Genomic DNA, 26272 nt, shown 5'->3' with positions numbered 1-26272 from the left:
GGCCAGAGCTACAGCCCCGATGCCGACAACCCGAACCCGATCGACACCCGCGGTGAGTTCGACCACACGGTGGCCGACCTCGAGGCCAGCGTCGAGTTGGCCGGCGACAAGGAGGCCGCGTTCCACATCGCCCACGACATCCTGCAAGTGATGCCTGGCGGCACCAAGGGCGACAGCGCGAACAACCTGCTGGGCCTGCTCGGGCTGGACCTGGGCCAGTCGTCGCCGGGCCGCACCTCGATGCTGGAAACCGCGATGTCGGCCGCGTTGGTGCAGCCCGATGCGAAGGGCGACAAGGACAGCATGCTGGCGATGCCGCTGGCGCAGCGCGACCAGGCCGCGCGGCTGCTGGCACCGGATCGCCCGGTGCAGCTGACGATCCGCGACTGGACCGACGACAAGGGCGTCAAGCACGACGGCAGCCTGTGGCACGAGGTCGAGCAGAACCCCGACCTGCTGCTGACGGCCGACCAGCGCGCCGCGATCGACAAGAAGACCCAAGGCTGGCCGGCCGACGAGGTGCTGAAGGAAAAGACCAGCCGCGCGGTCGACAACCTGCGTGAGCAGAACCCGGGCAAGGACCTGGACCACGCCAAGTGCGGCGACAGCTTCAGCTACAAGGCCGAAGACCCGCGCCAGGACCTGCCCGACCCGTTGGCCAAGGACGTGCAGACGGCCGTCGACCAATCCAAGGGCGCCCACAAGGACGACCTGCAGTACGGCGTCGATCTCGACAAGTTGACCAGCTCCGAGGCCTTCCACAAGCTCGGTGCCGACCAGCAGATCGAGACCCTCGGCCAGTTCGATCGCACGGTCACGCAGGCGGCCAAGGGCGGCAAGCCGCTCGATGCAGGCCAGAAGGACCAGCTGCGTGAGTTGATCGGTTCATCGAACTTCCACGACGTGAATTCGCGGGTGCAGGACCGGGTGCTGGGCCTGTTCAGCGAATTCGCGAAGGGCGACGACGCGGCGACGCGCTTGAATGGCCTGAAGCAGCTCGTCAACCACGCAGGGTTCCGTGCACTCGACAACGAGACCGGTGAGTTCCAGGTGCTCGATGCCTACCAGCACGACAGCACCTTCCGCGGCGTGGTCGACAAGCTGACCGGCCGCAACGACCTGACGCCCGCCGACGCACGCGTGGCGCTGGACCAGTTGTCGCGTGTGCAGGCCAACCGGCAGCTCTACGACAAGTCGAACGGCAGCGACAAGCAGAAGATCCTCGACTCGGTGTTGCAGGCGACCACCGACGCGCGCTTCCGCGGCTTTGCGCAGAACCAGCGCGACACGGCGATCGACAAGCTAGTCAAGTACGGTGACGAGCAGTACGCGCTGGACGGCAACGACGGCGTCAACAAGGCGCTGGACGAAGCGGCCAAGGTCAAGCCCAACGGCCCGACCGGCGCGCCGCCCGTGGCTCAGACTCAGCCTTCCACGCAACCCACGACCAAGGCCGGCCCGCCGACAGCCGACGGCGTGAAGGCCGACCTGGCCAAGGTCGAGGCCGGCGCGCACGACACCGCGACATCGGACAAGACCATCAACGACGACCTGCGCCGCGTCGCCGGCGACGACCCGGTGACCTACGCCTACCTGAAGCTGCAGCGCGAGCACAAGGACGACAAGGCCTACCTCGACCTGCTGACCAAGGCCATTCCCGAACACCGGCGCGACTACACGACGCAGCAGGTCAAGGACCTGGTCGGCAAGGGCAAGCCCGACGAGGCGATGAAGCTGCTGCGCGCCAACATGGATGCAGCCGCCGACCCGGCCGAGCGCACGCAGCTGTGGGACGCTGCCGGCAAGCCGGTCTTCACGCGCCAGTACTTCGACCAGCAGATCGACAAGATCCTCGGCGACAAGAAGAACTTCAACCACAACGAAGCCCTGGGCAAGCTGTTCTCCGACGTTGGCCAGAACGCGCCGCCTGAAGTCGCCAACCTGCTGCTCGACGCCGCCAAGGCGCGGACCGACAAGGGCCATGACGATCCGCTGTGGCAGGCGCTGCTGACCGATGCCGACGTCACCGGCGATGCCTACAACGGCCTGAGCCAGCTGATCGAGACGGCCGACAGCCTCGGCGCACACCGTGCCGACGAGTTCGCCGCGTTCTACGTGCGGGCGATCAACGACGCCGCATCGGACCCGAAGACCGCGTCGCAAGTTCTCGGCCTGACCACCGGCAACGCCGGGCTGTACCAGCAGACCAACAAGGCCATCGCCGACCACGGTGCGGCCAAGCTCAGCGTCGCGCTGTACAACGCGGTGAAGGACCGCAAGGGCGATCCGCAGGACTGGTCCGAGCGCGTCGAAGCCAACGTGCGCAACCAGATCCGCGACGGCGTCAAGGAATTCCGCGACAACGCCAAGGGCGACGTCGAGGACTGGCAGGGCCAGAACAAGAACGCGCTGCGCCTGGTGCAGGACTTCGGCAACCTCGACCCGAAGCAGGTCGCGCAGGCGATCGTCCAGGACCGCAAGAACCACCCGGAGAAGTACTTCCAACTGGACGACAAGGGCAACCCGACGGGCATCGACGCGGCGCAGCTGCAGATTGAAAAGCGCGGTGTCCAGCTCGATGGGCTGATGCGCGACCTGACCGGGTTGAAGATCGACTTCGAGCACCCGACGGTGCCGGCCGAGAAGATGCTCGGCGACGTGATCCGCGACCTCGACGGCGACGAGGTGGCGATGAGCACCTTGAACAACAACGTCAGCCTCGACACCCACCGCGTCAACCAGCTGAATTTCGGCGACTTCGACGGCAACGCCAGCCCGTGGAACCCGACCTCGGTGGTTGGTGCGCAGCGCGACTACCTCGACAAGCTGGCGCGCGACTACCACCTGACGCCCGAGCAGGTGCGGCAGGCCAACACCCGCACCGACCAGTGGGAGAAAGACCTGAAGGCCGAGCTGGCCAAGGGCGACAAGGCCTCCGACGACACGCTGCGCGCGCTGACGAACACCTATCAGCAGGACCTGCGCGGCCTGCTGAAGGACAAGATGCCGCCGGGTCAGGACCAGGTGCTGGTGCGACCGGCCGACGACACGGTGGCGACGATCAAGACCACGCTGCAAGGCATCGGCACGACGACCTCGACGACGCGCCTGACGATGAATTGGTACAAGGGTACCGGCGACGCGCTGGTCAACGCCTACACGCAGGTCGCCTTGCGCCGCGGCCTGAAGGACCCGATCCTGCACGACCCGAGCAGCAAGCTGGTCGGCAACGCCGCGTGGCTGGGCTTCACCGACAAGGCCTCGGTCCAGAAAGCCTTCGACTTCATGAAGAAGTGGCAGGACAAGATCGACGAGAAGACCAAGGCCAACAAGGGGGTGCTGTCGGACGCCGACCGTGCCACCTTGATGGCCGAGTACAAGAAGGAGCTGCCGACCTTTGGCGAGCCGGCATCGACGGCGGCCAAGGCCGGGCCCGAATCGCTGCGTGCCGCCGAGCGCTTCACCCGCGTGCTCGGTGCGGCCTGTTTCTTCGTCTCGTCATACAACAACGCCACCAATGCGGGCAACGAACAAGGCATCACCAGCAGCGAGGCGTTCGCGACGTTCTTCCTGGCCGGTGGCGCGGCAGACACCTACCGCGCCATCCGGGGCGTCAGCTTCGAGGGCGGCAAGCTGACCGATGTGTTGAACAAGACCTTCGGCTCACAGCTGGCCAAGGTGGGCCCTGGGGCTGCCGACGACATGGCCAAGTTCATCAAGACCRGTGGTGTCGGCAGCCTGCTGACACTGGCCGACATGGAATGGGCCATCGAAGACTTCACCGGCCACACGGCGCTCGGCGGCAGGACCGACACCACGGCCGACTGGAAGGCCGGCTTGCTGACCAGCGGTGTCGTCGCCGGCGATCTGCTCGACATGGGCGCGATGGCGTTGCGCACGCAGGTCGGTGGCGCACTGCTGCGCCTGGCGCTCAGCGAAGGCGCGGCGCTGGCGGTGGAGGGTTCAATCCCGGTGATCGGCTGGATCGGCGCCGGCGTCACGGCGGTGTTCCTCGGCGCGCGCTTCGCCTACGGTGTCAGCAAGTCGAAGAACGAGTTCGAGTACGACGACAACCACGACTACGCCGACATGGTGAAGTCGCTCGGCTTCAGCGACGAGCAGGCGAAGGAGCTGATGAACCAGAATGGCGGCGCGTCCGACATCAAGTCGAGCGACTGGCAGTCGTGGATCCCGGGCGTGAGCTTGTACGGGGACGCCAAGTCCTTCTTCACCGAAGGCGGCATGAGCCCGATGCATGTGCTGAACCCGATGTTCGACGCCAATGGCGTGCCCCAGCAGCAGCGCATGCAGTACCTGCAGTCGCTGACGCCGGACGAGATCAAGAAGCTCGTGGGCGAGACTCACAAGATCCTCGACGACGAGATGAAGGACGACGGCACCGTCACCGACGACAGCACGGCCGGCCTGGAAAGCTGGATGCGCGACAACAAGCTGTGGAAGAACGAGTTCCTGGGCGCAGCTTGAGCACTCGGGCCCTTCGACAGGCTCAGCACGATCGGATGCCCTTCGACAAGCTCAGGGCGAACGCAAGGCAAGCTCGACCCCCTCTCCGTTCGGGCTGAGCTTGTCGAAGCCCAGCCCGCCCGCCATCAAAGATGGATGTCGCGGCGCTTCAGGCGGACGTGCATCGCGCCAGTTCCCTCTCGACGTCCTTGCGGCTCAGCTCACCGTCGTTGGAACTGGGCAGCTCGCCGGGGATGGCCTGAAGCATCGCGCGGCTGGCGCGGTAGTGCTCGCAGGCTTCGCGGCCCGGGCGGCCGTCGGTGCCGGCGGCCGCCTGGCCGGCCACGAAATGCGCCTCGGCCCCGGCGTGCAGGTGCATCACGCTCTGGCGCGTCGCCTGCGGCCAGTCGTCGTACAGCGCGAGCGCGAGCTGCATCTGGCCGCTGGCGCCGGCCTTGTCGTGCTGATTCAGCATCACCGTGGCCAGCGCGATGCGCGAGTTCAGCAGCACATAGCCCAGGTGGACGTCGCGCGGGTTCAGCTGCATGCGGCGTGCCAGTTCGTCGGTCGAACGGCTCAGCACGTCGATCGCACGGGCCGGGTCCTTGGCCCGGTCGAAGGCCAGGCCCAGGTAGCTGCGGCTCTCGCCCAGCTCACCGCCCAGCGTGGCGTTGTCGGGCGACATCGCGCTCAGGCGCTCGACCAGCGTGGTCCACTTCTGCAGCGGCTCCAGGGCCAGCTGCGCGCTTTCGGCACTGTGGTCCCGTTCCATGTAGTACACGCCCCGGCGTGCGTAGGCCGAGGCCAGTGACAGCGTCGCGTCGTAGTGGTCGGGCTGCAGCGCCAACACCTTGCTGAGGCACAGCTCGGACGCGGTGGTCTGGGCCAGGAAGCCGGCGATGTCGCCCTGCTCGTGCAGCACCCACGACAACACGCCGTGCACGCCGGCCCGCAGCGTCATCGCCTTGACGTTGTTGGGCTCCTGTGCGGCCACCTCGTCGAGCAGCGCCAGGGTCTGCTCGGCGGTCTTCCGGGCGGCGTCGCGTTTCGCGGTGTAGCTCAGCAACGAGGTCTTGTGAGCCAGCGTGGTGACGCGCTCCAGCGCCAGCTCGACCGGGCCGATCGTCAGGCCCGGCTGCCCGACCAGCCGCTCCAGCATCGCCGTGCCGCGGTCGTAGCTGGCCAGCGCGCCGTCGAAGTCACCCAGGTTGGCGGTGTTCGGCCGGCCCTGGATGTCGCCCAGCTTGCGGTAGCTGGCCGCCAGCTCCACGCCCAGGCTGGGATCGGAGGCGACCTCGGGCTCCAGCGCCATCAGGTAGGCCTGCGCTTTTTCGACCAGCAGCTTGCGCGCCTCGATCGAACCCGGCAGCTTGGCCACCGCGTCGTGGAACTCGAACATCACGACGTTGGCCAGGCTGCGCACCTTGGCCGAGGCCTGTTGCGCGTTCTGTCGTTGCAGGCGTGCTTCATGCGCCTGGTCCAACGCCACGGCCAAGCCCGCCAGCAGCGCGAGGTTGGCCACCAGCGCGCCGGCGGCGATGGCACGGTGCCGAACCAGCCAGCGGCCGACGCGGTAGCCGGTGGCGCCGCGGCGTGCGGCGACCGGCAGCCGCTCGAGGTGGCGAAACAGGTCGTCGGCCATCTGCTCGGCCGATTCGTAGCGCGCCGACGGGTCCTTGCGCAGCGCCTTGGCGACCACCGCTTCGAGGTCGCCGCGCAGCGCACGCAGCGGCATCGCGCGCGGGTTGCGGGTCGCAGCTTCTGTCAGGCGCAACGGCTCTTCATCGCAGATCGCCCGCGCCAGCTCGAACGACGGGGCGGTCGTCGTGTCCAGGTCGTAGGGCGAGCGCCCGGCCAGCAGCTGGCACATCACGACACCGAGCGCATAGACATCGCTGGCCGGCCCGATCGCCTGGCCGCGCACCTGCTCGGGGCTGGAGTACAGCGGCGTCATCGTGCGCAGCGCGGTGACAGTCTCGTCCGCCAACGGGCCACCCGGCTGCGGGTCGACCAGCTTGGCGATGCCGAAATCCAACAGCTTGACCACCCCGTCGGCGGTGACCAGGATGTTGCGTGGCTTCAGGTCGCGGTGGATCACGCCGCGCTGGTGCACGTAATGCACCACCTGGCAGACCGCGCGCAAGAGCTCGACCCGTTGGCGCACATCGAGGCCGCGCGCATCGCAGTAGTCGGTCAGCGGCTGGCCGTCGACCAGCTCCATCACGAAGTACGGCAGACCTTCTTCGGTCACGCCGCCGTCGAAGACCTTGGCCAGGTTGACATGGTCCAGGCTGGCCAGGATCTGGCGTTCGCGCTCGAAGCGGTGCACCGCCATCTCGCCGACCAGGCCGTCGCGCAGCACCTTGACCGCCACGGCTTTTTCGAAGGCGCCATCGGCCCGCTCGCCGAGGTAGACATCGCCCATGCCACCGCTGCCGATGCGCCGCACCAGCCGGTAGGCGCCCAGGCGCTGGCCGATGCGCAGCGCGTCCGCATGCGCGCGCACCAGGCCATCGACGGCGCCTGGCGCCAGCCCCAACAGCTGCGGGCCGGTCTCGTCATGGGCGGCCAGCAGCGAGCCGATCTCGTCGGCCAACGCCGGGTCGCGCGCATGTAGCTCGGCCAGCATCGCTGCGCGTTCGTTCGGCGCCAGCTCGAGCGCCTGCGCCAGTGCGGCCTTGACCACCTGCCAGCGCCGCGCGTTGTCGTCGGCCAGCCCCGAGTTGTCGTCGCGCTTCATCGCGATTCCCCGGCAGGGCCGCTCTTCAGTTCGCGCAGCAGCCAGGCGCGGGCCGTGGCCCATTCGCGCTTGACCGTCGCGGGGGAGATGCCCAGGCACTGCGCCGTCTCTTCGACGCTCAGCTCGCCGAAGAAGCGCAACTCGACGACGCTGGCCTGCTGCGGGTCCAGCGATTTCAACCGAGTCAGCGCCTCGTCCAACGCCAGCAGTTCCATCCACGGCGAGGTCGGCGCGGCGAGCCGGTCCTGCAGCAGCAGGTTTTCATCGTCGAGGCTGTCGTGCACGACGCCACCACCGCGCTTTTGCGCCTGGCGCGCCCGGGCATGGTCGACCAGGATCTGCCGCATCACGCGGCTGGCCCAGCCAAAGAATTCATAGCGGTTCGACCAGCGCGACGAGCGCTGCTGCGACAGGCGGATGAAGGCCTCGTGCACCAGGCCGGTGGCCTGCAGCGTGTGCTCGGGGCGTTCGCCGCGCGAGGCCGAGCGTGCGACCCGGCGCAGCTGGCTGTAGACCGCCGGGATCAGCCGGTCCAGCGCCGAGCGGTCCCCGTCGGCCCAGCTTTGCAGCAGCGTGGTCACGTCGCCGGCGTCCGGCGCAGTGGTCGCGGCGGGCACGGGCGGCGGGGGCGCGGCGGGCGCCACAGGCTTCATGTCAGCGTTCAGGTCCAGTCGGCGAGGGCGCATGCTACGTCGTCGAGTTGGGGTCGCTCGATTCCGGATGTAAGTACGAGGACTCGTGGTCCTACGAAGATTCGTAGGGGTGGCTACGGCTGGATATTCGAGCCGTCAACCCCCGGCCAAGGCGGATCACCCGGCGGATGAAAAGCTTGCCACCGCCAGCCGACAGGCAACTGACAACCCTGCCGGCGACCCCACCGATCGCGCTGCCATCGTCACGGCGGCGGGTTTTCAGCGACGTCGGGCGGCGATGACTCACCACATAATTCGTTAGGTTGTTAATCGTGGAGTGAACCCATGCATCGTTGGACAGCGTCGTCGGGCCTGCTGGTGGCCGCATTGGCCCTGCCGTGGCCCTGTTTCGCGCAGGCGCAGGCCGACCAGCGCTGCACCGGTTCGCCTTGCGTGTCCAAGGACGTCGAGCTGTCGCCAGCCCGGTCCGCCCGCACGTCGATCGCCATCGACGCGGCCGATGCCAGCCGCATCGTGATCGGGCACGACGACGGCCATTGCCACACTGGTGCGGTGCAGTCCTCGCCAGACGGCGGCCAGACCTGGCGCCACCTCTGCACGCCGCTCGGCAATGCCGACGACGAAGACTCGACCGAGGCGCCGGCCGTGGGGTTCAGCCGGGATGGTTCCGTGATCGCTGCGCTGCCGTACGAATGGTCCGGCAGCAAGCTGCAGGCCATGCGCTCGACCGATGGACTGAAGTGGGACGACTGGGGGACCACCATCGCCTACAGCCATTWCTACGAATTCGGCTGGATCAAGAGCGTCCATCTGGAAGCCGACGCCGGGGCCGACAGTCCGTATCGCGGGCGGCTCTATGCCAGCTTCACCGACGACGGCATGAGCAAGGTGGTCATCCGCGTCGGCCGTTCCGAAGACGGCATCGCCTGGCGCAGCGTGGACGCCACGCCCACGGCCACCGGTGACGAGAGGCTCGACTTCAGCGATCTCGCCATCGGCCGTGACGGCAGCCTCTATCTGTCCTACCTGAGCTGCACGGGCGTGGGGCACGACTGCCATGGCCGCCCTGCCGAACTGCGTCTTGTCCGCTCGACCGACGGCGGCCAGACCTGGACCACGCCGACCAGGCTGGCCTCGACGAAGTTGCCGCCGGGTGAGGTCGCCCATCGCCTCTGGTATGACTACGGCGCGTTGCCGGGCACCACCGAGTTCGTGTCGTTCACGCCGGTGATCGCCGTGGACGCCAGCAGCGGGCCGCATCAAGACCGGCTCTATACCGTGATGACGACCTACGCCGACAAGCACCTGCAGGTGCTGCTGTCGACCTCCGACGACCAGGGCGCGAGCTGGAGCACGCCGCGGCCGGTGGCCACCGGCCCGCACGCGGCCGACCAGTTCATGCCCTGGATCAGCGTCAGCCGCCAGGGTGATGTCGCAGTGACCTGGATGGACCAGCGCAAGCACCCGCAGCAGACCGGCTACCAGCCGATGGTCGCGTTCTCGACCGACGGCGGCGCCAGCTTCAGCGCGCCGGCCGTGCTGCAAGGCCGGACGTCGGACCCGGCGGTGCTGGGCGACCTGGACAGCATCGCCAGCCATGCCTGGGCCGGCAGGCGCTTGAAGACGGCTTTCGTCGGCCCCGACGCGGCCGGCGATACGACGCTGCGCTTGAGCACGGCGAAGCCCTGACATCGCCGGTGGCTGGGGCGGCACCCAGCCACCTGCGCGGATCAGCGCAGCTGCCGCTCGACGTAGACGATGTTGCTGATCTGTCCGCCGCTGACCTGGTAAACCGTCAGCTCATCCGAGGTCTTGCCACTGGCCAGGCCGGTGACCAGGTCGTGCGCGATGACCTTGTCCTCGAGCACCATCAGCTCGAGGATCTTGACCTTCAGCTCCGGGTTCTCGGCGAAGTTCTTCTTGTACTTCTCGCGGTTGTTCTCCCGCCCCTCGGAGGTCAGCGCGCCGGGGAACCTGTACTTGTGGACGTCCGGCGCATACAAGGCCAGCAGCGCGTCGACATCGTGCCGGCTGGCCGCATCGGCATAGGCGCGCACCACCTGTTCCGGCGTCAAGGGGCTGGTTTCGGCCATGGCCGTCGAGAGCGCCAGGCCGCAGGCCGCCACCGCGGCCCATCTGTGCAACGTGATCATGTCCAGTGTCCTGTTTCCGTTGGAAGAGTGTGCTCAACCCTTCGACGGCCTTGAGGGTTGACAGCGCGCGTGATCGGGCGGGCACTGTCAGTGCCGCGTGAACGTTTGTTTCCGCGCCATGCCGGGGACCGGCGGACCGACGCCCAGCGGCCGAAGTCGATTGCTCAGCAATCTTCAATTGCGCTCGGTGCCCCTCTTCAGCGCAAGAAAATGACGTACGAATAATTCGTTATGTACACCTTCAAGAAAGTCGACCCCATGCAAGCTTTGAAGTTTTCCACCCTGCTCGCTGCCGCGCTGGCCTGTGCAGCACCGGCCTTTGCGCAGGCCGGCAACGAAGTGGCCCCGGCCCGAGCTGGGCGTGCGGCCATCGCCGTCGATGCGGCCAACCCGGCCCAGCTGGCCATCGGCAGCCGCAGCGATCACTGCAGCTTTGCCGTGCACCTGTCCGAAGACGAAGGTGCCACCTGGCGCCACGGCTGCACGATGTGGGGCGTCTGGGACGACGAAACGCCGACGGATGCCCCGGCGGTGGCGTTCGACAAGCAGGGTGTGATGATCGCCGTGCAGCCGCTGTACTGGGATTCCGACGGCGGAGCCTTGCGTGCGGCCCGCACCGCCGATGTCGGCCAGACCTGGGACGGCTGGTACACGGTGGACTACAGCCGCTACTACCACGGCTCGATCCTCAACGTGCAGGCCGAAGTCGACCAGTCGACGGCCAGTCCGCACCGGGGCACGGTCTATGTGAGCTTCACCGACGACGGGTGGGACAACGGCAACCTGAGCCGGATCCGGGTCGCGCGGTCGACCAACGGCGGCAAGTACTGGACGACGGCGCACGCTACGCCCGAAGCGACCGGCGACGAGCAGCTGGATTTCGGCGACCTGGCGATCGACCGCGACGGCAACCTGTTCCTGTCGTACCTGAGCTGCACCGGCCCGGACGCCGAGTGCCGCGGCCGGCCGGCCGAGCTGCGCCTGGTCCGGTCGACCGACAGTGGCCAGTCGTGGAGCGCGCCCACCGTGCTGGCAACGACCCAGTTGCCGACCGGCGAAGCCGTCATCGGCACCTACCTGGACAACGACTACGGCACCTTGCCTGGCACCACGGCCGCGGTGTCGTTCGCGCCGGGGATCGCGGTCGACGCAACCGAGGGCCTGCAGCGCAACCGGCTGTATGCCGTGATGACGACCTACGCCGACAAGCGTCTGCAGGTGCTGCTAACTACCTCCGACGACCAGGGCGGCAGCTGGAGCGCGCCGCGTCCGGTGGCCATGGGGCCGCGGGCGGCCGACCAGTTCATGCCCTGGGTCAGCGTCAGCAAGCAAGGCGTCGTCGCGGTGACCTGGCTGGACCAGCGCAAGCACCCGAAGCAGACCGCCTACCAGCCGATGGTGGCCTTCTCGACCGATGGTGGTGCCAGCTTCAGCGCACCCGCCGCTCTGCAAGGCGAGGCCTCGGATCCGGTGGCGCTGAGGGACTTGCGCAGCAGTGCCAGCCATGTCTGGGCGGGCAAGCGCTTGAAGACGGCCTTCATCGCCTCGACTGCGGCTGGCGGCGCGTCGCTGCGGCTGAGCACCGCCAAGCCCTGACGTCGGGCGTCCGGACGTGAACCCAGGCGCCGCCGGTCTCTCGGCGGCGTTCGGTCACGTTCACTCGATGCCCTCGGCTGACGCGGTGCCACATGTGTCAGCAAACGTCACGGCGCGCAACGCCGTGGCAATAAAGTGCACCAAATCTCGATACTACTCACATAATTCGTTAGATACGTTATCAACGGAGTGATCCCATGCGCAGCTCATCGTCTCGGGCCCTGCTTTTCACCGCGCTGGCCCTGAACTGGCCGCTCTTCGCGCAAGCTCACACCGTGGCCATCGCGCCCGAGGTTGCCGGTCGCGTGTCGATCGCGGCCGATGYGGCGAACCCCGCCCGGCTGGTGGTCAGCGGCTGGGGCGCCGGCCGTTGCGCGGGCATGGGCGCCGGCGTGCACCTGTCGGAAGACGGCGGTGCAACCTGGAGAACCGGCTGCACCTACCCCGGCAATGCGGACGACGAAGGCCCGGTGGAAACGCCGGCCGTGGCGTTCGACAAAGAGGGCACGTTGGTCGTCGTGCAGCCGTTCTACTGGGACGCCGACGGCGGCAGCCTGATGGTCGGTCGCTCGCGCGACGGCGGAAAGACCTGGGACGACTGGCACCGGATCACGCGCAGCCACTTCGCCCGTGGCACGCTGAGGAACGCCGGCATCGTGAGGGATGCATCGCCCACGAGCCGCTACCCCGGTCGCCTCTACGCCAGCTACACCGACAACAGCAACAACCGGGCGGTGATCCGCGTCGGCTGGTCAGACGACGGCGGTCTGCAATGGACGGTCGAGAACGCGTCGCCGGTGGCCGAGGGCAAGGAGCTGCTGGACATGAGCCACCTCACCACGGGCCGCGACGGCAGCGTGTACCTGAGCTACCTGAGCTGCGTCGGCGAGATGGGTGCCGACTGCCACGGCCGGCCGGCTGAAGCGCGGGTCATCCGCTCGACCAACGGCGGCAAGTCGTGGAGCGAGCCCGTCGTGCTGGCGCAGACCCACCTGCCGCCCGACCGGGGGGATTGGCAATACCCCAACTTCGGCGGCCTGCCGGGCACCGGCACGGCGCTGTCCTTCTCGCCGGTGATCGCCGTCGACAACTCCAGCGGGCCGCACCAGAACCACCTCTACACGGTGACGACGACCTATGCCCACCAGCGCCTGCAGGTGCTGCTGGCCACCTCGGACGACCGGGGCGCCACCTGGAGCACACCGCAGCCGGTGGCTGGGGGCCCCAAGCTGGCCGACCAGTTCATGCCCTGGGTCAGCGTCAACAGCCAAGGGCTTGTGGCAGTCACCTGGCTGGACCAGCGTGCCCAGCCGCTGGAGGCGGGCTACCAGCCAATGGTCGCCTATTCGGCCGACGGCGGCGCCAGCTTCAGCAAGCCGAAGGCGTTGCAGAAGCAAATCTCGCAACCCGCGGCGCTGCGCACGCTCGAAGGCGTGGCCAGCCACACCTGGGCCGGCGATCGCCTGAAGACCGGCTTCATCGGCACCGACGCCGCCGGCGCGACGGTCCTGCAGCTGGGCTCTGTCAAGCCTTGACTGCAAGCCCTGATTACAAGCCCTGACCGCGACGTTCAGCGCCATGCGGCCGCCGGGCCGCGGCCTGGCCGCGCTCGAGCCACATCCAAGCTCACTCTTCAAGGAGTTTCATCCCATGCACCGCATGATGTCCCCCACTCTGCTCATGTTGGCGCTGATCGGCGCCAGCCCGGCCTTCGCGCAGGCCGACCAACGTTGCACCGGTTCGCCCTGCGTGCGCCAGGACGTCGAGATATCGACGGCCAGCGCCGGGCGCACCTCGATCGCCATCAACCCGGCCAATGCCCAGCAGATCGTGATCGGCAATGCCGGCAAGTACGGTGACTGCGGCCGCGGCGCGGTGCACTTCTCGGCCGACCGCGGCCGGACCTGGCGCCACAGCTGCACCTTGCCCGGCCAACAGGACGACGAGTTCGCGAACGAGGCACCCGCCGTCGCGTTCGACCACGAAGGCGCGCTGGTCGCCGTGCAGCCTTTCTACTGGTCCGACGGAGCCAAGATCTGGGCCAGCCGCTCCACCGATGGCGGTCAGACCTGGGAGGGTTGGTACTGGATCAGCAGCAGCCAGTTCTACTACAGCTGGATCAAGAGCGTCCACCTGGAGCCCGACACCTGGGTCAGCAGTCCGTACCGGGGCCGGCTCTATGCCAGCTTCACCGACGACGGCTCGGACAAGGCGGCCATCCGTGTCGGACATTCGGACGATGGGGGCCGCCATTGGCAGACCGTGAACGCCACGCYTGTGGCGACCGGCCAGGAGATGCTGGACTTCGGCGATCTGGCCGTCGGCCGTGACGGCGGCGTGTACCTGTCCTACCTGAGCTGTACCGGCCAGGACCGCGATTGCCACGGTCGCCCGGCCGAGTTCCGCATCGTCCGCTCGGGCGATGGCGGCAAGACCTGGAGCGTGCCGACCGTGCTGGCGCAGGCGGCGCTGCCACCGGGCCAGGTGAACTCCAACCTCTGGTATTCGTATGGTGCGTTGCCGGGCACGACGGCACTGGTGTCGTTCACGCCGGCGATCGCCATCGACAACTCCGGCGGGCCGCACCAGAACCGCCTCTTCACGGTGCTGACGACCTACACCGACAAGCGCTTGCAGGTACTGCTGAGCAGCTCCGACGACCAAGGCGTCACCTGGAGCACTCCGCGCCCGGTGGCCGCCGGTCCCCGGGGCGCCGACCAGTTCATGCCTTGGGTCAGCGTAAGCCGTCAGGGTGTGGTCGCGGTGACCTGGATGGACCAGCGCAAGCACCCTCAGCAGACCGGCTACCAACCAATGGTCGCGTTCTCGACCGACGGCGGCGCCACCTTCACTGCCCCCGGCGTGCTGCAGGGCCAGGTCTCGCAGCCCGAGGTGCTGCAAGACCTCGACGGCATCGCCAGCCATGCCTGGTCGTCACAGCAGCTGAACACCGTCTTCGTCGGCCCCGACGCAGCCGGCGCGCCGTCACTGCGTCTGACCGTCGCCACTCCGACCGTGCCCTGAGCCCAAGGCGCTCCGCAGGAGCCGCCGCCCTTCGCATGAAAGGTCCACTGGACCTTTCGTGTCCGGGCTCAGCCCCCGGAAGGGGTCGTGGGGGCTATCTGTACGACAGCACCAGCGCGTGGATCAGCCGCTCCCAGCCGTCGAGCATCACGAACAGCAGCAGCTTGAACGGCAGCGAGATCGTCGACGGTGACAGCATCGACATGCCGAGCGCGAGCAGAACCGTCGCGACGATCAAGTCGACGACGACGAAGACCAGATAGATCACGAAGCCGATCTGGAACGCACGGGTGATCTCGCTCAGCGTGAAGCTCGGTACCAGCACCATCAGGTCGTCGTCACGCAGCGCGTCGGCCCGCTGGGCCGGCCAGATCTCTTTCGCGGTCTTCAGGAAGAACTGGCGTTCGCGCGGCTGGGCGTGCTTTTTCAGGAAGGCACGCATCGGCCCTTCGGCCGCAGCGGCGGCGCTGCCGATCTGCTCGGTCGGGCTGGCGGTGGTGGCGGCCGGGTGCAGCTTCATGTTGTCGCCGATGTCCATCGCCACCGGCGCCATCACGTAGATCGACAGGATCACCGCGATGCCGTTGAGCACCATGTTGGGCGGCGTCTGCTGCAAGCCCATCGCGGTGCGCAGCAGGCCGAAGACGATCACCAGCTTGGTGTAGCAGGTCATCATCAGCGCCACGAAGGGCGCCACGCCGAACGCCAGGATCAGCGTGAAGACGGTTGCTGGATCAGGCAGGTGCTGCATCAGCGCTCACCGCAAACTCGGTCACCCGCACGCCCAGGCGCTCGCCCACCGCCACGAGCTGGCCTTTGCCGAGCACCCGTTCCTCGCACAGGATGCTCAGCTCGCACTGGTTCAGCGGCTGCGGCAGCTCCAGCACATGGCCGGCAGCGACCTGCTCCAGCGCCTCCAGCTTCAGCGCCAGGCCGCCGAGGTCGAAGTGCAGCGTGACCTCCAGCTTCTCGAGCTGTTCGATCGGCAAGGTGGTGTCGGCCACACGCGTGGCCTGGACTGCAGCCGGCGCCGGGTTGGCGGGGGAAGAGGACGAAGGGGCGCCTGAGGCGCGGGGGGCGGACATGGTGGCCTCCTTGGCAGTGAGAACGGTCAATCGGGTCTGGCGCACCTCGGCCGGCCATTGCGCCTCGCCGCGGCGGCCGGCGTACAGCTGTACGCCCAGCGCGGGACCGCGTGGGCGCCATTCATCCACCGCGACGATGTCGCCCGGCGCGATCTGGCGCAGCGAAGCCAGGTCCAGCCGCGTGCGGCCCAGCTCCAGCCGCAACGGGATCGGGCACGCACCCAGGCGGCTGCGGCGGGACACAGGCTCCGTGGGTGCTTCGGAGGCCGGCCTCTGCGCGTGCCGCAGCACCGCATCGGCAAACGCCGACCAGGCCTCGGCCGAGGCCCAGCGCAGGCGGGCGTGGCCGGTGCTCGTGGGCCACGCGGGATCGGTATCGACACCACACCACAAGGTGTTCGGGTCGCGCGGCCAGGGCGCGGCGGCGGGCTCCCATTCGGGCACGCTGCCCAGCAGCGCACGCGCCAAGCCGTGCAGCCGGTCGGCCAGCAGGATCTGACGCCAGGCCAGCGGTGCATCGGGCGGGATCTCATCGCCCAGGCACCAGGCCTGCGCGGCAGCGTCGAGCGCCAGCTCGCCGTCGTGGCCATGCCAGCGCAGCCGCAGCGCGACCGCCTCGCTCCAATGGGCCGGGGCGGTCGGGTCCAGCCGCAGCGTCGCGGGGGACCCATCCAGCGCAACCGGCCACGGTCGGCCCGCCAGCGTGCGGCAAGTCTGCGCGAAGCCCGGCCACAGCCGGGGCAAGGCGCGGGCCTCGCCGAGGGGCGTCCAGGCGGGCATCAACAAGGTGGCCGAGGGCATGTGCATGGCTAGAACGCTTATCTGGCGCCGTCATGAATAAAGAAGACATCAAGGGCGCGCCATGCGCCGGGTGGTCACCAGAGCGCATGCAGCTTAGGGACGGGCCGGCCGCGAGTGAACTACGAGTCGGCGTATGAGGGCCAGCCGGGGCGGGCGAAAGACCCGCATTACGAATCCTCGTCGTTGAGGGCGCGACCCTTCGTCGCCAACATCGCCACTCTCACCCCACCCTGGCCGATCCCATGCCCTTGTTCACAGGAACCACCGTTGCGCAGCGGCCGCGTTCGCCGCTGATGGCGGCGATGCGCCACAGCGATGCGCTGCTGGCGCTGTTCCTGGTCGGCATCGTCGCGCTGTTCATGCTGCCGCTGCCGCCGGCCGCGCTGGACTTGTTGATCGCGGCCAACCTGTCGGTCAGTGTCGCGCTGCTGATCGTCTCGATGTATGTCGGCTCGGCGCTGTCGCTGTCGACCTTTCCGTCGTTGCTGCTGTTCACGACGCTGTTCCGGCTCGCGCTGAACATCGCATCGGCCAAGCTGATCCTGCTGCACGCCCACGCCGGCCAGATCATCGATGCGTTCGGCAAGCTGATCGTCGGCAACAACGTGGTCGTCGGCGGTGTCGTGTTCCTGATCGTCGCGATCGTGCAGTTCATCGTGATCGCCAAGGGCTCGGAGCGGGTCGCCGAAGTCGGCGCACGTTTCGCGCTCGATGCGATGCCCGGCAAGCAGATGAGCATCGACGCCGAGGTGCGTGCCGGCAACCTGTCGAACGCGCAGGCCCAGGCCCGCCGCTCGCAGCTGGAACAGGAAAGCCAGCTGCACGGCGCGATGGACGGCGCGATGAAATTCGTCAAGGGCGACGCGATCGCGAGCCTGGTCGTCGCGGCGGTCAACATCCTGGGCGGTGTCGCAGTCGGCACGCTGATGCACGACATGGACATCGGCCATGCGGTGCAGCGCTACGCGATCCTGACGGTTGGCGACGGTATGGTCTCGCAGATCCCGTCGCTGCTGGTGTCGATCGCGGCCGGCATCGTGATCACGCGCTGCGGCGGTGGTGGCACCGACTCGCTGTCGCAGCCGCTGGCCGCGCAAATGTTGGGTCAGTTCGCCAACCACCCGCGCGCGTTGTTCATTGCCGGCCTGGCGGTGTCCAGCTTCATGTTCGCGCCGGGTTTTCCGGCCTGGGCCTTCGTGGTCTGGCTGGTCTTGATCTTCGGCCTTGCCTGGGCGGCACAGCGGCACCGCCAGCGTGGTGACACGCCGGAGTGGATCTTCCACGACGACGCCGACCGTGGCGCTGGTGGCGGTGTGGCCGGTGGCGCGCTGACCTTCCCGGTCGCGCTGCGGCTGGCGCCCGACCTGCACGCGGCGATCGACCCGGCGCAGCTGGACCGCCTGCTGATCGACACGCGCCGCCGCGTCGAGGCCGAGCTGGGCCCGGTGTTCCCGCGCATCCAGATCTCGCCGTCGGCTGCCGTGCCGCAAGGCCAGGTCGCGGTGCTGGTGCAAGACGTGGTGCAAGCCACGCAGCTGATCGACCCACAATCGCCCGAGGCGCCGCTGTCGGCGCTGGTCGAGCGGATTGCGCGCCAGCACCTGCCAGCGCTGATCGGGCTGCAAGAGGTGCGCCAGCTGATCCACGGCATGCAGGCCCAGGCGCCCGAACTGGCGGTCGAGGTGACGCGGGTCGTGCCGGTGCAGCGCATCGCCGAGACGCTGCGCCGTCTGCTGACCGAGAACATCCCGGTGCGCAACCTGAAGGCGATCTTCGAAAGCCTGGTGCGCTGGGCCCCGCGCGAGGAAGACTCGATCGCGCTGACCGAGCTGGTGCGCGCCGACCTCGGCCCCTACATCACCAGCATGCACGCCACGCCGCAGCGCGAGATCCACGCGGTGCTGTTCGACACCCAGCTGATCGACCGGATCGAAGCCTCGATCGAGCGCACCGCGCTGGGCAACCGGCTGCTGCTGGACCCCGCCATCAAGCAGGCGATCTTCGACCAGCTGCGCAGCTTCGTCGACGGTGCACCGGGCTCGACGGTGGTCGTGGTCTCCAGCGGTGTGCGGCGTTACGTGCGCAACATGATCGCGGCGGCGCTGCCGAAGTTGCCGGTGCTGTCGTACCAGGAGGTCGACGACGACATCACGCTGCAGCCAGTCGGCTGGGTCACCGGCACGGAGGCCGCCCATGGGGCATGACCTGCTGGGCCTGACGCGCGACGCCTTGTCGGTCGTGCTGTGGGTCAGCCTGCCGCTGGTGATCGTCGCGACGGTTGCCGGGCTGGGTGTCGCGATCCTGCAGGCCGTGACGCAGGTCCAGGACCAGAGYCTGGGCCAATCGGTGCGCCTGGTTGTCGTGTTGATCAGCCTGACGGTTGGCGTCAGCTGGCTGGGCCGCGAGGTGTTGCGCTTCGCCGAGCGGGCTTTCGAGTGGATGGAGCAATTGCATTGATCGCGCCCCGACGTTCTCTTCCTGTGGTTCGCGCCATGGCCTTGGCTGCAGCGCTGTGCGTGAGCGGTGCCGCCCATGCCGCCGAGTTGCGCTGGACCACCAACAAGCCGGTGCGCATCGTCGCCAGCGAAAAGAAGCTGGCCGACTTTCTGCGTGAGCTGGCGGCGTCGCAAGGCACGACCGCAGTGGTCGACCCGAAGATCGACGGTGTCATCAGCGGCACCTTCGGCAACAGCGTGGCCAGCGGCCGGGCGACCAATGCCAGGGCGGTGCTGGAAGCGGTCTGCAGCAACTACGGCCTGACCTGGTATTACGACGGCTCGCTGCTGTTCATCGAGCTGGCGGCCGATGCGCGCAACGAGGTGCTGCCGATCCTCGGTACCAATGCACCGCGCATCGCCGACACGCTGAACAAGCTGCAGGTCTGGGACAAGCGCTACCCGCTGGTCATCAGCCAGAACGAGAACAGCGTCTTCGTCAGCGGGCCGAAGCGTTACGTCGAGATGGTGCGGCAGATCGTCAAGTCGATCGATTACCGCGCCTCGCAGGTCGACCACGCGGAAGTGAAGATGTTCCCGCTGCGCTATGCCTGGGCCAACGACCTGCGGTTGACGCGCGACGGCGCCCCGGTCGTCGTGCCCGGTGTCGTCAGCACCTTGCGCAGCCTCTACGGCTCGCGCAGCGCCAGCAGCTCACCGCTGGGTGGAGGGGCCGGTGCGACTGCCGTGCCGAAGATGAAGAGCGCCAAGGCCGCTGCGGCAGCGGCCGCGGCTGCCAATGCCAACAACGGTGCCGGCGGCGACGCGGCCAGTGCCGACGGCGGCGATGGCAACGGCGCCTGGTCGGCTGCGCCCGATGCGCCGCAGTTCCAGGCCGATGCGCGGATGAACGCGGTGCTGATCCGCGACGTGCCCGAGCGCATGGCGCAGTACGCCAAGCTCATCGCGACGATGGACGCCAAGCCGCGGCTGGTCGAGATCGAGCTGACGATCATGGACGTCAGCGACGACTCGGTCGACAAGCTCGGTGTCGACTGGCGCGCCCACGGCACCCAGATGGACGTGCAGACCGGCAACGGCACCAACTCGCCGCTGACCTGGACCGGCGCGACAACAGCGGCTGGTCAGACCGGGTTGACGGTGCCCTCGGGCGTCGTGATCACCGCGTCGCTCGGCAAGGAGATGCGCGACTTCCTGCTCGCCCGCGTCAGCGCGCTGGCGGGCAGCGGCCGCGCCAAGTTCATCGCCCGGCCCAAGGTGCTGACCTTGGACAACACCGAGGCCAGCCTGCAGAACAAGAGCGAGTTCTACGTCAAGGTGCCGGGCTTCCAGGACTCGAGCCTGTACACCATCAGCGCCGGCACCGACGTGCGAGTGACGCCGCTGGTGATCGACGAAGAAGGCGGCAACAGCGTCAAGCTGGCGATCAACATCGGCGACGACAGCCTCGCGACCGAAACTGTCGACAACATCCCGATCGTGCGCCGGCGCAGCGTCAACACGCAGGCCATGATCGGCGAAGGCAAGAGCCTGCTGATCGCCGGCTATTCGAGCGAGAGCAAGAGCACCGCCGACTCGGGCGTGCCGGGGCTCTCGGCCATCCCCGTGATCGGGCGCCTGTTCAAGTACTCGGAAGACAAGGGCGGCAAGCTCGAACGCTTCTACCTGCTGACGCCGCGCTTCGTGCTGCCTGATGCGGCGGTCACCGGCGGCGCGCCGACGAGCCTGCCATCGCAGGAAGCGCCGGTCGGCTCGGCCGCCGACGTGCGGCCCACGGCACCCAGCCGCCAGGCCGAGACGATGCCTTGGAGTGGGTCATGAGGCTGCACGTGTTCGAAGGCGCAAGGGGCTGTACATGACTCAACAGACGCCGCACGACGCCTGGTGCCTGCGCTTCCTGAGCAGCGGAATGCGTGGCCGCCGCATCACGCTGAAAGCCGGCGCGAACACGCTCGGCTCGGCGCCCGAGTGCGAGGTGCTGCTGCCCGACACCGATGCGCGCGGCCAGCACCTGTCGCTGACTGCCGGCGAAGTGGCACTGACCGTGCGGCGCCTCGGCGAAGCGGCGGTCGAGTTGAACGGCGCGCCGATGACCGCCGAGCGCCGCAGCCTGGTGCCGGGTGATGTGCTGCGCGTCGGGTCGATCGACATGCAGATCGACCGCGAGTACGCGCAGGCGAAGGCCGACGACGCGCCGGACTCGATGTTCCTCGACGAGGAAGCGGCGGCCGCCGCGCGCGCTGCGATGCGCAATGCGTCGGGCCGCTGGTGGCCGCGGGCGATGGCGGTGGTCGTGCTGGCCGCGTTCGGCGTCACCGCCGCGGCGCTGGCCTGGCGGCCCTCGACGCACCTTGCCGGCAACGAAGGCCCGGCGCTGGACGCGGCGCGTCTTCGCGCCGTGCTGCGCGACTTCCCCGAGGTGGTCGCGCAGCCGCCCGATGCGTCGGGCACGGTGCGCCTGACCGGCTTCGTCGAATCGACCACTCGCCAACGCGCGTTGACGCAAGCTGTGGGCAACGTCGGTGGCCGCGTGCAGGTCGGCGTCACGCCGCTGGACGAGGTGGTCAGCCGGGCGCGCGAGTTCCTCGCCGATCCGGGTGTCGCGGTCAGCTACCGCGGCCAGGGTCACCTGCAGCTCAGCGGTGCGACCGACCAGGCCGGCACGCCCGAACGCGTGAAGCGGCTGACGCGCGACCTGTACCCGATGGTGGTGGTCGACGACGAGCTGCGCTACAAGCCGATCGCCCAGGTGGCCAAGGCCAACGCGACGCCCGACTGGGCCGACAAGCTGCCGGCGCGCGTGGTCAGCATCACCGAAGGCCCCGATGGCCTGCGCTTCGTGCAGCTGGCCAATGGCGACCGTTACTTCGAAGGTGCGCCGCTGCGCAACGGCGGTGCGCTCGGGCCGGTCAGTGCCGACGATCTCGCGGCACCGAAGGCCAACGAGGAGAACCACGATGGACCGTGACGTCAACGTCGCGGCCTGCGGGAGTCCGCGCCGCGTGGCGCTGGCCCTTACCCCATTTCCGTCCGCCGGGCGCTGCAGCCTCGGCGGCGGGAATCTCGCGGGCCCTTGCGGCCTGCTGTGTCCCCTGTCTGTTTCCAACATTCATCACAGGAGTTAAAGCATGGCCTCCACCAATCCCGCCGCCGACGGCGGCAACGGCGGCGTTACCGGCGCTACCGAAGACTTCCAGAAGCGCGCCGAAGAAGCCCAGATGGCCTCGATCAAGATGGCCTCGATCCAGCTCGAGACCTCGTCGATCACCGGCGCCGCCAAGGCCCGCGGCGACCTGGCTGCCCAGATGGGCGGCGACCTGCGCCAGTCGGCCAAGGTGAAGGAGTAAGTCCTTCGCCGGGGCGGACGCGCCGCTGCAGCCCTCGACGGGTTGCAGCGGCCGTCCGTCCCGGCCTTTTCGTTTTTCTTGTATTCGTTGCAGCACCGCAGGAGGCAACCATGGCCCCAATCGATCCCGTGTCCGCCATCGGCACCGGCATGCCGGCGCCTGCGTCGACCTCTGTGCCGGGCGGCAACACCCTGCCCGGCGCCGCCATGCCGCATGGCGAGCCGATGCTCAACCAATCTTTGCAGGCACTGCACCAGGCGGCGCAGGCTCCCGATGCGATCGGCCGCGGTGTGCGGGCCGAGGCCACGAGCCACTCATCGGCCCCGATGCAGCTGCTGAACCACCTGACCAACAACATCATCGCGCCGGGCAAGGCGGATGTGCCGCAGGTGCCACCGCCGGGCGACGACATGACGCTGAACGAGGCCGCGATCGACGGCCTGCAACGCGTCAGCACCTTCGCGATCCAAACCAGCATCCAGCTGGCCAGCGAGAGCACGATGCTGTCGGTGACCAGTGCGTTGGCGAGCGCTGCCAACACCACCTTCCACCAACTGTTGAGCAGCAATGAATAAGACGCTGCGCCGCGCCGCATGGCTGCTGCTGCCGCTGGCGCTGATGGGCTGCCGCGTCGAGCTGTACACCGGCTTGAACGAGCCCGAAGCCAACCAGATGCTGGCCGCGCTGACCAACGCGCACATCGACGCGGCCAAGGTCCAGGCCGGCGAATCGGGCTGGCAGCTGCAGGTCGACGAACGCGACCTGCCGGCCGCTGTCGAGGTGCTGCAAGAGCGGGGCCTGCCCGGGCCGCGCCATGCGTCGCTGGGCGAGGTGTTCCAGAAGCAGGGCTTGGTGGCGACGCCGGCCGAAGAGCGCGTGCGCTACATCTACGGCCTGTCGCAGGAGCTGTCGCGTACCGTGGCCGAGATCGACGGCGTCGTCTCCGCGCGCGTGCACGTCGTGATCCCGGCCAACGACCCGCTGAGCGACAAGCTCAAACCCAGCTCGGCCGCGGTCTTCATCAAGCATCGGCCCGGCACCGACCTGCGGCTGCTCGCGCCGGCGGTCAAGGAGCTGGTCGCTCACAGCGTCGAAGGCCTGAGCTACGAGCAGGTCTCGCTGACGCTGGTGCCGGCCAGCGAGATCGTCAGCACGGCCGCATCACGCGCCCGCGCCGCGGCCGAGGCGAGCGGCCCGCTGGGCTTGAGCAACACCGCGCTGGTGACGCTGGCCATCGTCRCACTGCTCGCAGCGGCCGCGGTGGTGGCGCTGCCGTGGCTGCTGCGCCGCTCGGGCCTGCCGCTGCGCGTGTGGCTGCGGCGCGCAGGGTTCGTCAAGTGAACACGGCGGCGGTCGAGCGGTCGTCGCGGGTGCTGCGTGCGCGCATCCGCGCCGCCACGCGGCCGTCGCTCGATGTCCACGCCAGCTGGTGGCCGCCTGGCTGGCGGGCGCATGGAAAGATGGCGTTAGGCGACGGCGGCCACCAAGCCAGCTCGACTTGGCTGCGTCGCACCCACGCGGTGCCCGATGCCGCGCAAGCCGCTGCTCGGCCGGACGGCCCGATCGAGCGCCTGGCCTGGATGGACGGCCCATCGCTGCGCCGCCTGGCCTTGTTCGCCGGCTTCGTCGCCCACCGCGACCACTTCGAAACCCCCGGGTTGGCGCTGGAGCTGTGGCGCCAGGCCAAGCGGCTCGACCCCGAGCTGCCGGACTTCGCGCTCTCGCGCTGGCCCTCGTGCCCGGCGCTGGCGATGAGCCCGCGCGCGCTGGTGCAGCGCCCCCGCGCGGCCGGCCGCATGGTCGTGCGGCGCAGCTACCAGCTGATGCTGGGGCTGCTGGCCAGCCAGGGCGACGGCTTGTGGCGCAGCGCGCGGGTGAAGTTTCCACGCGGCGTCGCGCAGGCCAGCCCGCCGGCCATGTCGGCCGAGCGGCGCCTGGTCTACGAAGAGCTGCTGTTCATGTGCGCTTTGCCCGAGAGGTTCGGATCATGGGACTGGCTTTTCTGATCACCGCCGAGCACCTGCATTTGCTCAGTGAGCGCAAGGTGCTGAAGGCCGATGAATACGGTGCGCTGCTCGATGCCAACGAGGTCATCGGCACCGCGCAGCGCGAGGCTTCGCGCGTGCGCAAGGACGCCGACCGCGACGTGCAGCAGCGCCTGCGCGACGGCTACCACAAGGGCTGGCGCGAGGCCCAGGCCGAACACGCGCGCCGCCATCAGGCACAGGCCTGGGCGACCGAGCACGCGGTCTACGCGCAGCGCGAGGCGATGGCCCACCTGGTGGTCGAAACGCTGGCCCAATGTTTGGGTGAGCTGCCGCCTGCCGTGCGCTACGAATCGGTGCTGCGCAAGCTCGAAGCGATGTGGGCCGACGAGCCGGTGGTCACGCTGTTTGTATCGGCCACCGCGCGCGAAGAGGCCGAGATTGCCGTGCGCCGTGTGGTCGAGGGCACCCGCCACGGCGGCCAGGTGCGGGTCGTCGTCGACGAAACGCTGGGCGGCGACGAGTGCCGCGTGCAGACCGCGTCCGGCCGGGTCGAGATGGGCCTGCAGGCGCAGGTCGAGGCCTTGCGCCGCGCGCTGCATGCGCCGGCGGACACACGCTGATGAGCACACTGCCCGACACCGTGCCGCCGCTGCCTGCGCTGGACCCGCTGGCCGACTTGCGCCAGCGCCTGGCCCAGGCGCCGCCAGCGCGTGTCGTCGGCCAGGTCACCAAGGCGATCGGGCCGGCGATCGAAGCCACCGGTTTGCTGGCTCGCGTCGGCGAGGTCTGCGAGCTGTCGATCGGCCAGTCCAAGCCGCTGCTGGCCGAGGTGATGGGCTTCAACCAAGGCACCGCGCTGCTGGCGCCGATGGGCGCGATCGACGGCCTGACGGTGCGTGCCTCGGTGCTGCCGACCGGTCATGCGGCCCAGTTCCCGGTCGGCCCCGGCCTGCTCGGCCGCGTGCTCGACCCATTGGGCGAGCCGCTCGACGGCCTCGGGCCCTTGTCGTCTTGCGTGCGGGTCGAGGTGCAGGCGCCGCCGCCGCCGGCGCTGTCGCGCCAGCGCATCGCCAAACCGCTGCCGACCGGCGTGCGCGCGATCGACACCCTGCTGACGCTCGGTGAAGGCCAGCGCATCGGCGTCTTCGCACCGCCGGGCGCCGGCAAGAGCACGCTGCTGGGCATGTTGGCGCGCCATTGCGAGGCCGATGTGGTGGTCGTCGCGCTGGTCGGCGAGCGCGGCCGCGAGGTGGCCGAGTTCCTGGAGGTGGGCATCGGTGCGCGGCGCGAACGCTGCGTGATGGTGGTCGCCACCTCCGACCGGCCGGCGGCCGAGCGCCTGCGCTGCGCGCAAGCGGCCACGCGCGTGGCCGAGCACTTCCGCGACGAGGGCAAGCGCGTGCTGCTGCTGATCGACTCGCTGACCCGGCTGGCGCGTGCGCAGCGCGAGATCGGCCTGGCCTGCGGCGAGCCGCCGACCCGGCGCAGCTACCCGCCGTCGGTGTTCGCGATGCTGCCGCGGCTGCTCGAGCGCGCGGGGCCGGGCCAGCGCGGCACCATCACCGCGGTCTACACCGTGCTGACCGAAGGCGATGCCGACAACGACCCGGTGGCCGAAGAAGTGCGCTCGATCCTCGACGGCCACGTCGTGCTGTCGCGCGACCTGGCCGGCGCCGGCCACTACCCGGCGATCGATGTGCTGGGCAGCATCAGCCGCGTGATGACACGGGTTGTCGATGAGACCCACCGTCGCGCCGCCGGTCGCGTGCGCGCATTGATGGCGCGCTACAAGGAGGTCGAGCTGTTGCTGCAGATCGGCGAGTACCGCCCTGGCGCCGACCCCGAGGCCGATGCCGCGGTGCGCAACAAATCAGCCATCGACGCGCTGCTGCGGCAAGAGGAGACCGAGGCGATCGCCTGGCCGCAGGCGCTGGCGGCGCTGCAATCACTTGCTGGCCAGTGACG

20 protein-coding genes are annotated in these 26272 nt (G+C 68.9%); 15 read left to right on the top strand and 5 right to left on the bottom strand.

Features of this window, described 5'->3' with window-relative positions:
• Window positions 1-4485, top strand: a 4485-nt coding sequence (locus tag AC1DYI_RS03240) for a hypothetical protein (protein ID WP_477202630.1), incomplete at its 5' end; no start/stop codon positions are given.
• A gap of 148 nt (window positions 4486-4633) precedes the next feature.
• Here AC1DYI_RS03240 and AC1DYI_RS03235 read toward each other — a convergent pair.
• Both AC1DYI_RS03235 and AC1DYI_RS03230 read right to left on the bottom strand, forming a co-directional pair.
• Complete coding sequence (locus tag AC1DYI_RS03235; RefSeq protein ID WP_477202629.1) at window positions 4634-7204, bottom strand: serine/threonine protein kinase; 2571 nt, start codon at window positions 7202-7204, stop codon at window positions 4634-4636.
• Window positions 7201-7890: a sigma-70 family RNA polymerase sigma factor gene (locus AC1DYI_RS03230; RefSeq protein WP_477202628.1), complete on the bottom strand. Its 690-nt coding sequence runs from the start codon at window positions 7888-7890 to the stop codon at window positions 7201-7203. Before AC1DYI_RS03230 ends, AC1DYI_RS03235 begins: the two co-directional genes overlap by 4 nt.
• Before the next feature lie 291 nt (window positions 7891-8181).
• Between AC1DYI_RS03230 and AC1DYI_RS03225 the strand changes: the two genes are divergently transcribed.
• Window positions 8182-9546 (top strand): sialidase family protein, encoded by a 1365-nt coding sequence (locus AC1DYI_RS03225; RefSeq protein WP_477202627.1) that lies wholly within the window; start codon window positions 8182-8184, stop codon window positions 9544-9546.
• A gap of 41 nt (window positions 9547-9587) precedes the next feature.
• On the opposite strand, the gene AC1DYI_RS03220 is transcribed toward AC1DYI_RS03225, so the two are convergent.
• On the bottom strand, window positions 9588-10010 hold the full coding sequence (locus AC1DYI_RS03220; RefSeq protein WP_477202626.1) for a nuclear transport factor 2 family protein: 423 nt from the start codon (window positions 10008-10010) through the stop codon (window positions 9588-9590).
• A 258-nt stretch (window positions 10011-10268) separates the two neighbouring features.
• On the opposite strand from AC1DYI_RS03220, the gene AC1DYI_RS03215 reads away from it, so the two are divergent.
• The 3 genes from AC1DYI_RS03215 to AC1DYI_RS03205 all read left to right on the top strand — a co-directional run bounded on the left by AC1DYI_RS03215 (window position 10269) and on the right by AC1DYI_RS03205 (window position 14630).
• Window positions 10269-11606 carry a sialidase family protein gene (locus AC1DYI_RS03215; RefSeq protein ID WP_477202625.1) on the top strand — a complete coding sequence of 446 codons (1338 nt, stop codon included), beginning with the start codon at window positions 10269-10271 and terminating at the stop codon, window positions 11604-11606.
• Between the two features lie 197 nt (window positions 11607-11803).
• Window positions 11804-13141: a sialidase family protein gene (locus AC1DYI_RS03210; RefSeq protein WP_477202624.1), complete on the top strand. Its 1338-nt coding sequence runs from the start codon at window positions 11804-11806 to the stop codon at window positions 13139-13141.
• Between the two features lie 124 nt (window positions 13142-13265).
• Window positions 13266-14630, top strand: coding sequence for a hypothetical protein (locus AC1DYI_RS03205; protein ID WP_477202623.1), 1365 nt, complete (start codon window positions 13266-13268; stop codon window positions 14628-14630).
• 94 nt (window positions 14631-14724) lie between these two features.
• Here the strand turns inward: AC1DYI_RS03205 and sctR are convergent, their stop codons facing one another.
• Together sctR and sctQ are read right to left on the bottom strand one after the other, a co-directional pair.
• The gene (gene sctR / locus AC1DYI_RS03200) at window positions 14725-15381 is read right to left on the bottom strand and encodes a type III secretion system export apparatus subunit SctR (RefSeq protein WP_477202622.1); all 657 of its coding nucleotides are present in this window, start codon (window positions 15379-15381) and stop codon (window positions 14725-14727) included.
• Entirely contained in the window at window positions 15365-16522 is a 1158-nt protein-coding gene (gene sctQ / locus AC1DYI_RS03195; protein ID WP_477202621.1) for a type III secretion system cytoplasmic ring protein SctQ, read from the bottom strand. The genes sctR and sctQ overlap by 17 nt, the downstream gene beginning before the upstream one ends.
• 236 nt (window positions 16523-16758) lie before the next feature.
• On the opposite strand from sctQ, the gene AC1DYI_RS03190 reads away from it, so the two are divergent.
• From AC1DYI_RS03190 to AC1DYI_RS03145, 10 genes are all read left to right on the top strand, one after another.
• The gene (locus AC1DYI_RS03190) at window positions 16759-18720 is read left to right on the top strand and encodes an FHIPEP family type III secretion protein (RefSeq protein ID WP_477202620.1); all 1962 of its coding nucleotides are present in this window, start codon (window positions 16759-16761) and stop codon (window positions 18718-18720) included.
• Window positions 18710-18973: a type III secretion system export apparatus subunit SctS gene (gene sctS, locus AC1DYI_RS03185; RefSeq protein WP_477202619.1), complete on the top strand. Its 264-nt coding sequence runs from the start codon at window positions 18710-18712 to the stop codon at window positions 18971-18973. Before AC1DYI_RS03190 ends, sctS begins: the two co-directional genes overlap by 11 nt.
• Before the next feature lie 35 nt (window positions 18974-19008).
• Window positions 19009-20793 (top strand): type III secretion system outer membrane ring subunit SctC, encoded by a 1785-nt coding sequence (sctC, locus tag AC1DYI_RS03180; protein ID WP_477202618.1) that lies wholly within the window; start codon window positions 19009-19011, stop codon window positions 20791-20793.
• Between the two features lie 34 nt (window positions 20794-20827).
• The gene (locus AC1DYI_RS03175; protein WP_477202617.1) at window positions 20828-21940 is read left to right on the top strand and encodes an FHA domain-containing protein; all 1113 of its coding nucleotides are present in this window, start codon (window positions 20828-20830) and stop codon (window positions 21938-21940) included.
• Between the two features lie 160 nt (window positions 21941-22100).
• Window positions 22101-22319: a hypothetical protein gene (locus tag AC1DYI_RS03170; RefSeq protein ID WP_477202616.1), complete on the top strand. Its 219-nt coding sequence runs from the start codon at window positions 22101-22103 to the stop codon at window positions 22317-22319.
• A 110-nt stretch (window positions 22320-22429) separates the two neighbouring features.
• A complete protein-coding gene (locus AC1DYI_RS03165) occupies window positions 22430-22894 on the top strand; it encodes a hypothetical protein (protein ID WP_477202615.1) in 465 nt (154 codons plus the stop codon).
• On the top strand, window positions 22887-23660 hold the full coding sequence (sctJ, locus tag AC1DYI_RS03160) for a type III secretion system inner membrane ring lipoprotein SctJ (protein ID WP_477202614.1): 774 nt from the start codon (window positions 22887-22889) through the stop codon (window positions 23658-23660). The genes AC1DYI_RS03165 and sctJ overlap by 8 nt, the downstream gene beginning before the upstream one ends.
• Complete coding sequence (locus tag AC1DYI_RS03155; protein WP_477202613.1) at window positions 23657-24325, top strand: hypothetical protein; 669 nt, start codon at window positions 23657-23659, stop codon at window positions 24323-24325. The genes sctJ and AC1DYI_RS03155 overlap by 4 nt, the downstream gene beginning before the upstream one ends.
• Complete coding sequence (locus tag AC1DYI_RS03150) at window positions 24307-24927, top strand: HrpE/YscL family type III secretion apparatus protein (RefSeq protein ID WP_477202612.1); 621 nt, start codon at window positions 24307-24309, stop codon at window positions 24925-24927. Before AC1DYI_RS03155 ends, AC1DYI_RS03150 begins: the two co-directional genes overlap by 19 nt.
• Entirely contained in the window at window positions 24927-26270 is a 1344-nt protein-coding gene (locus AC1DYI_RS03145) for a FliI/YscN family ATPase (protein ID WP_477202611.1), read from the top strand. Before AC1DYI_RS03150 ends, AC1DYI_RS03145 begins: the two co-directional genes overlap by 1 nt.
• Window positions 26271-26272: the final 2 nt, after the last annotated feature.

This window comes from Ideonella sp. P3_A4 (assembly GCF_056403075.1).
Note: the sequence above shows the minus strand (reverse complement) of the source record. Positions and strands in the feature narration are given on the sequence as shown.

Coding starts and splice junctions, on each gene's coding strand:
- sctC (WP_477202618.1), top strand. CDS start 19,009: ATGGCCTTGGCTGCAGCGCTGTGCGTGAGCGGTGCCGCCCATGCCGCC.
- AC1DYI_RS03215 (WP_477202625.1), top strand. CDS start 10,269: ATGCAAGCTTTGAAGTTTTCCACCCTGCTCGCTGCCGCGCTGGCCTGT.
- AC1DYI_RS03145 (WP_477202611.1), top strand. CDS start 24,927: ATGAGCACACTGCCCGACACCGTGCCGCCGCTGCCTGCGCTGGACCCG.
- AC1DYI_RS03235 (WP_477202629.1), bottom strand. CDS start 7,204: ATGAAGCGCGACGACAACTCGGGGCTGGCCGACGACAACGCGCGGCGC.
- AC1DYI_RS03170 (WP_477202616.1), top strand. CDS start 22,101: ATGGCCTCCACCAATCCCGCCGCCGACGGCGGCAACGGCGGCGTTACC.
- sctR (WP_477202622.1), bottom strand. CDS start 15,381: ATGCAGCACCTGCCTGATCCAGCAACCGTCTTCACGCTGATCCTGGCG.
- AC1DYI_RS03190 (WP_477202620.1), top strand. CDS start 16,759: ATGCCCTTGTTCACAGGAACCACCGTTGCGCAGCGGCCGCGTTCGCCG.
- AC1DYI_RS03220 (WP_477202626.1), bottom strand. CDS start 10,010: ATGATCACGTTGCACAGATGGGCCGCGGTGGCGGCCTGCGGCCTGGCG.
- AC1DYI_RS03175 (WP_477202617.1), top strand. CDS start 20,828: ATGACTCAACAGACGCCGCACGACGCCTGGTGCCTGCGCTTCCTGAGC.
- sctQ (WP_477202621.1), bottom strand. CDS start 16,522: ATGCACATGCCCTCGGCCACCTTGTTGATGCCCGCCTGGACGCCCCTC.
- AC1DYI_RS03150 (WP_477202612.1), top strand. CDS start 24,307: ATGGGACTGGCTTTTCTGATCACCGCCGAGCACCTGCATTTGCTCAGT.
- AC1DYI_RS03230 (WP_477202628.1), bottom strand. CDS start 7,890: ATGCGCCCTCGCCGACTGGACCTGAACGCTGACATGAAGCCTGTGGCG.
- AC1DYI_RS03165 (WP_477202615.1), top strand. CDS start 22,430: ATGGCCCCAATCGATCCCGTGTCCGCCATCGGCACCGGCATGCCGGCG.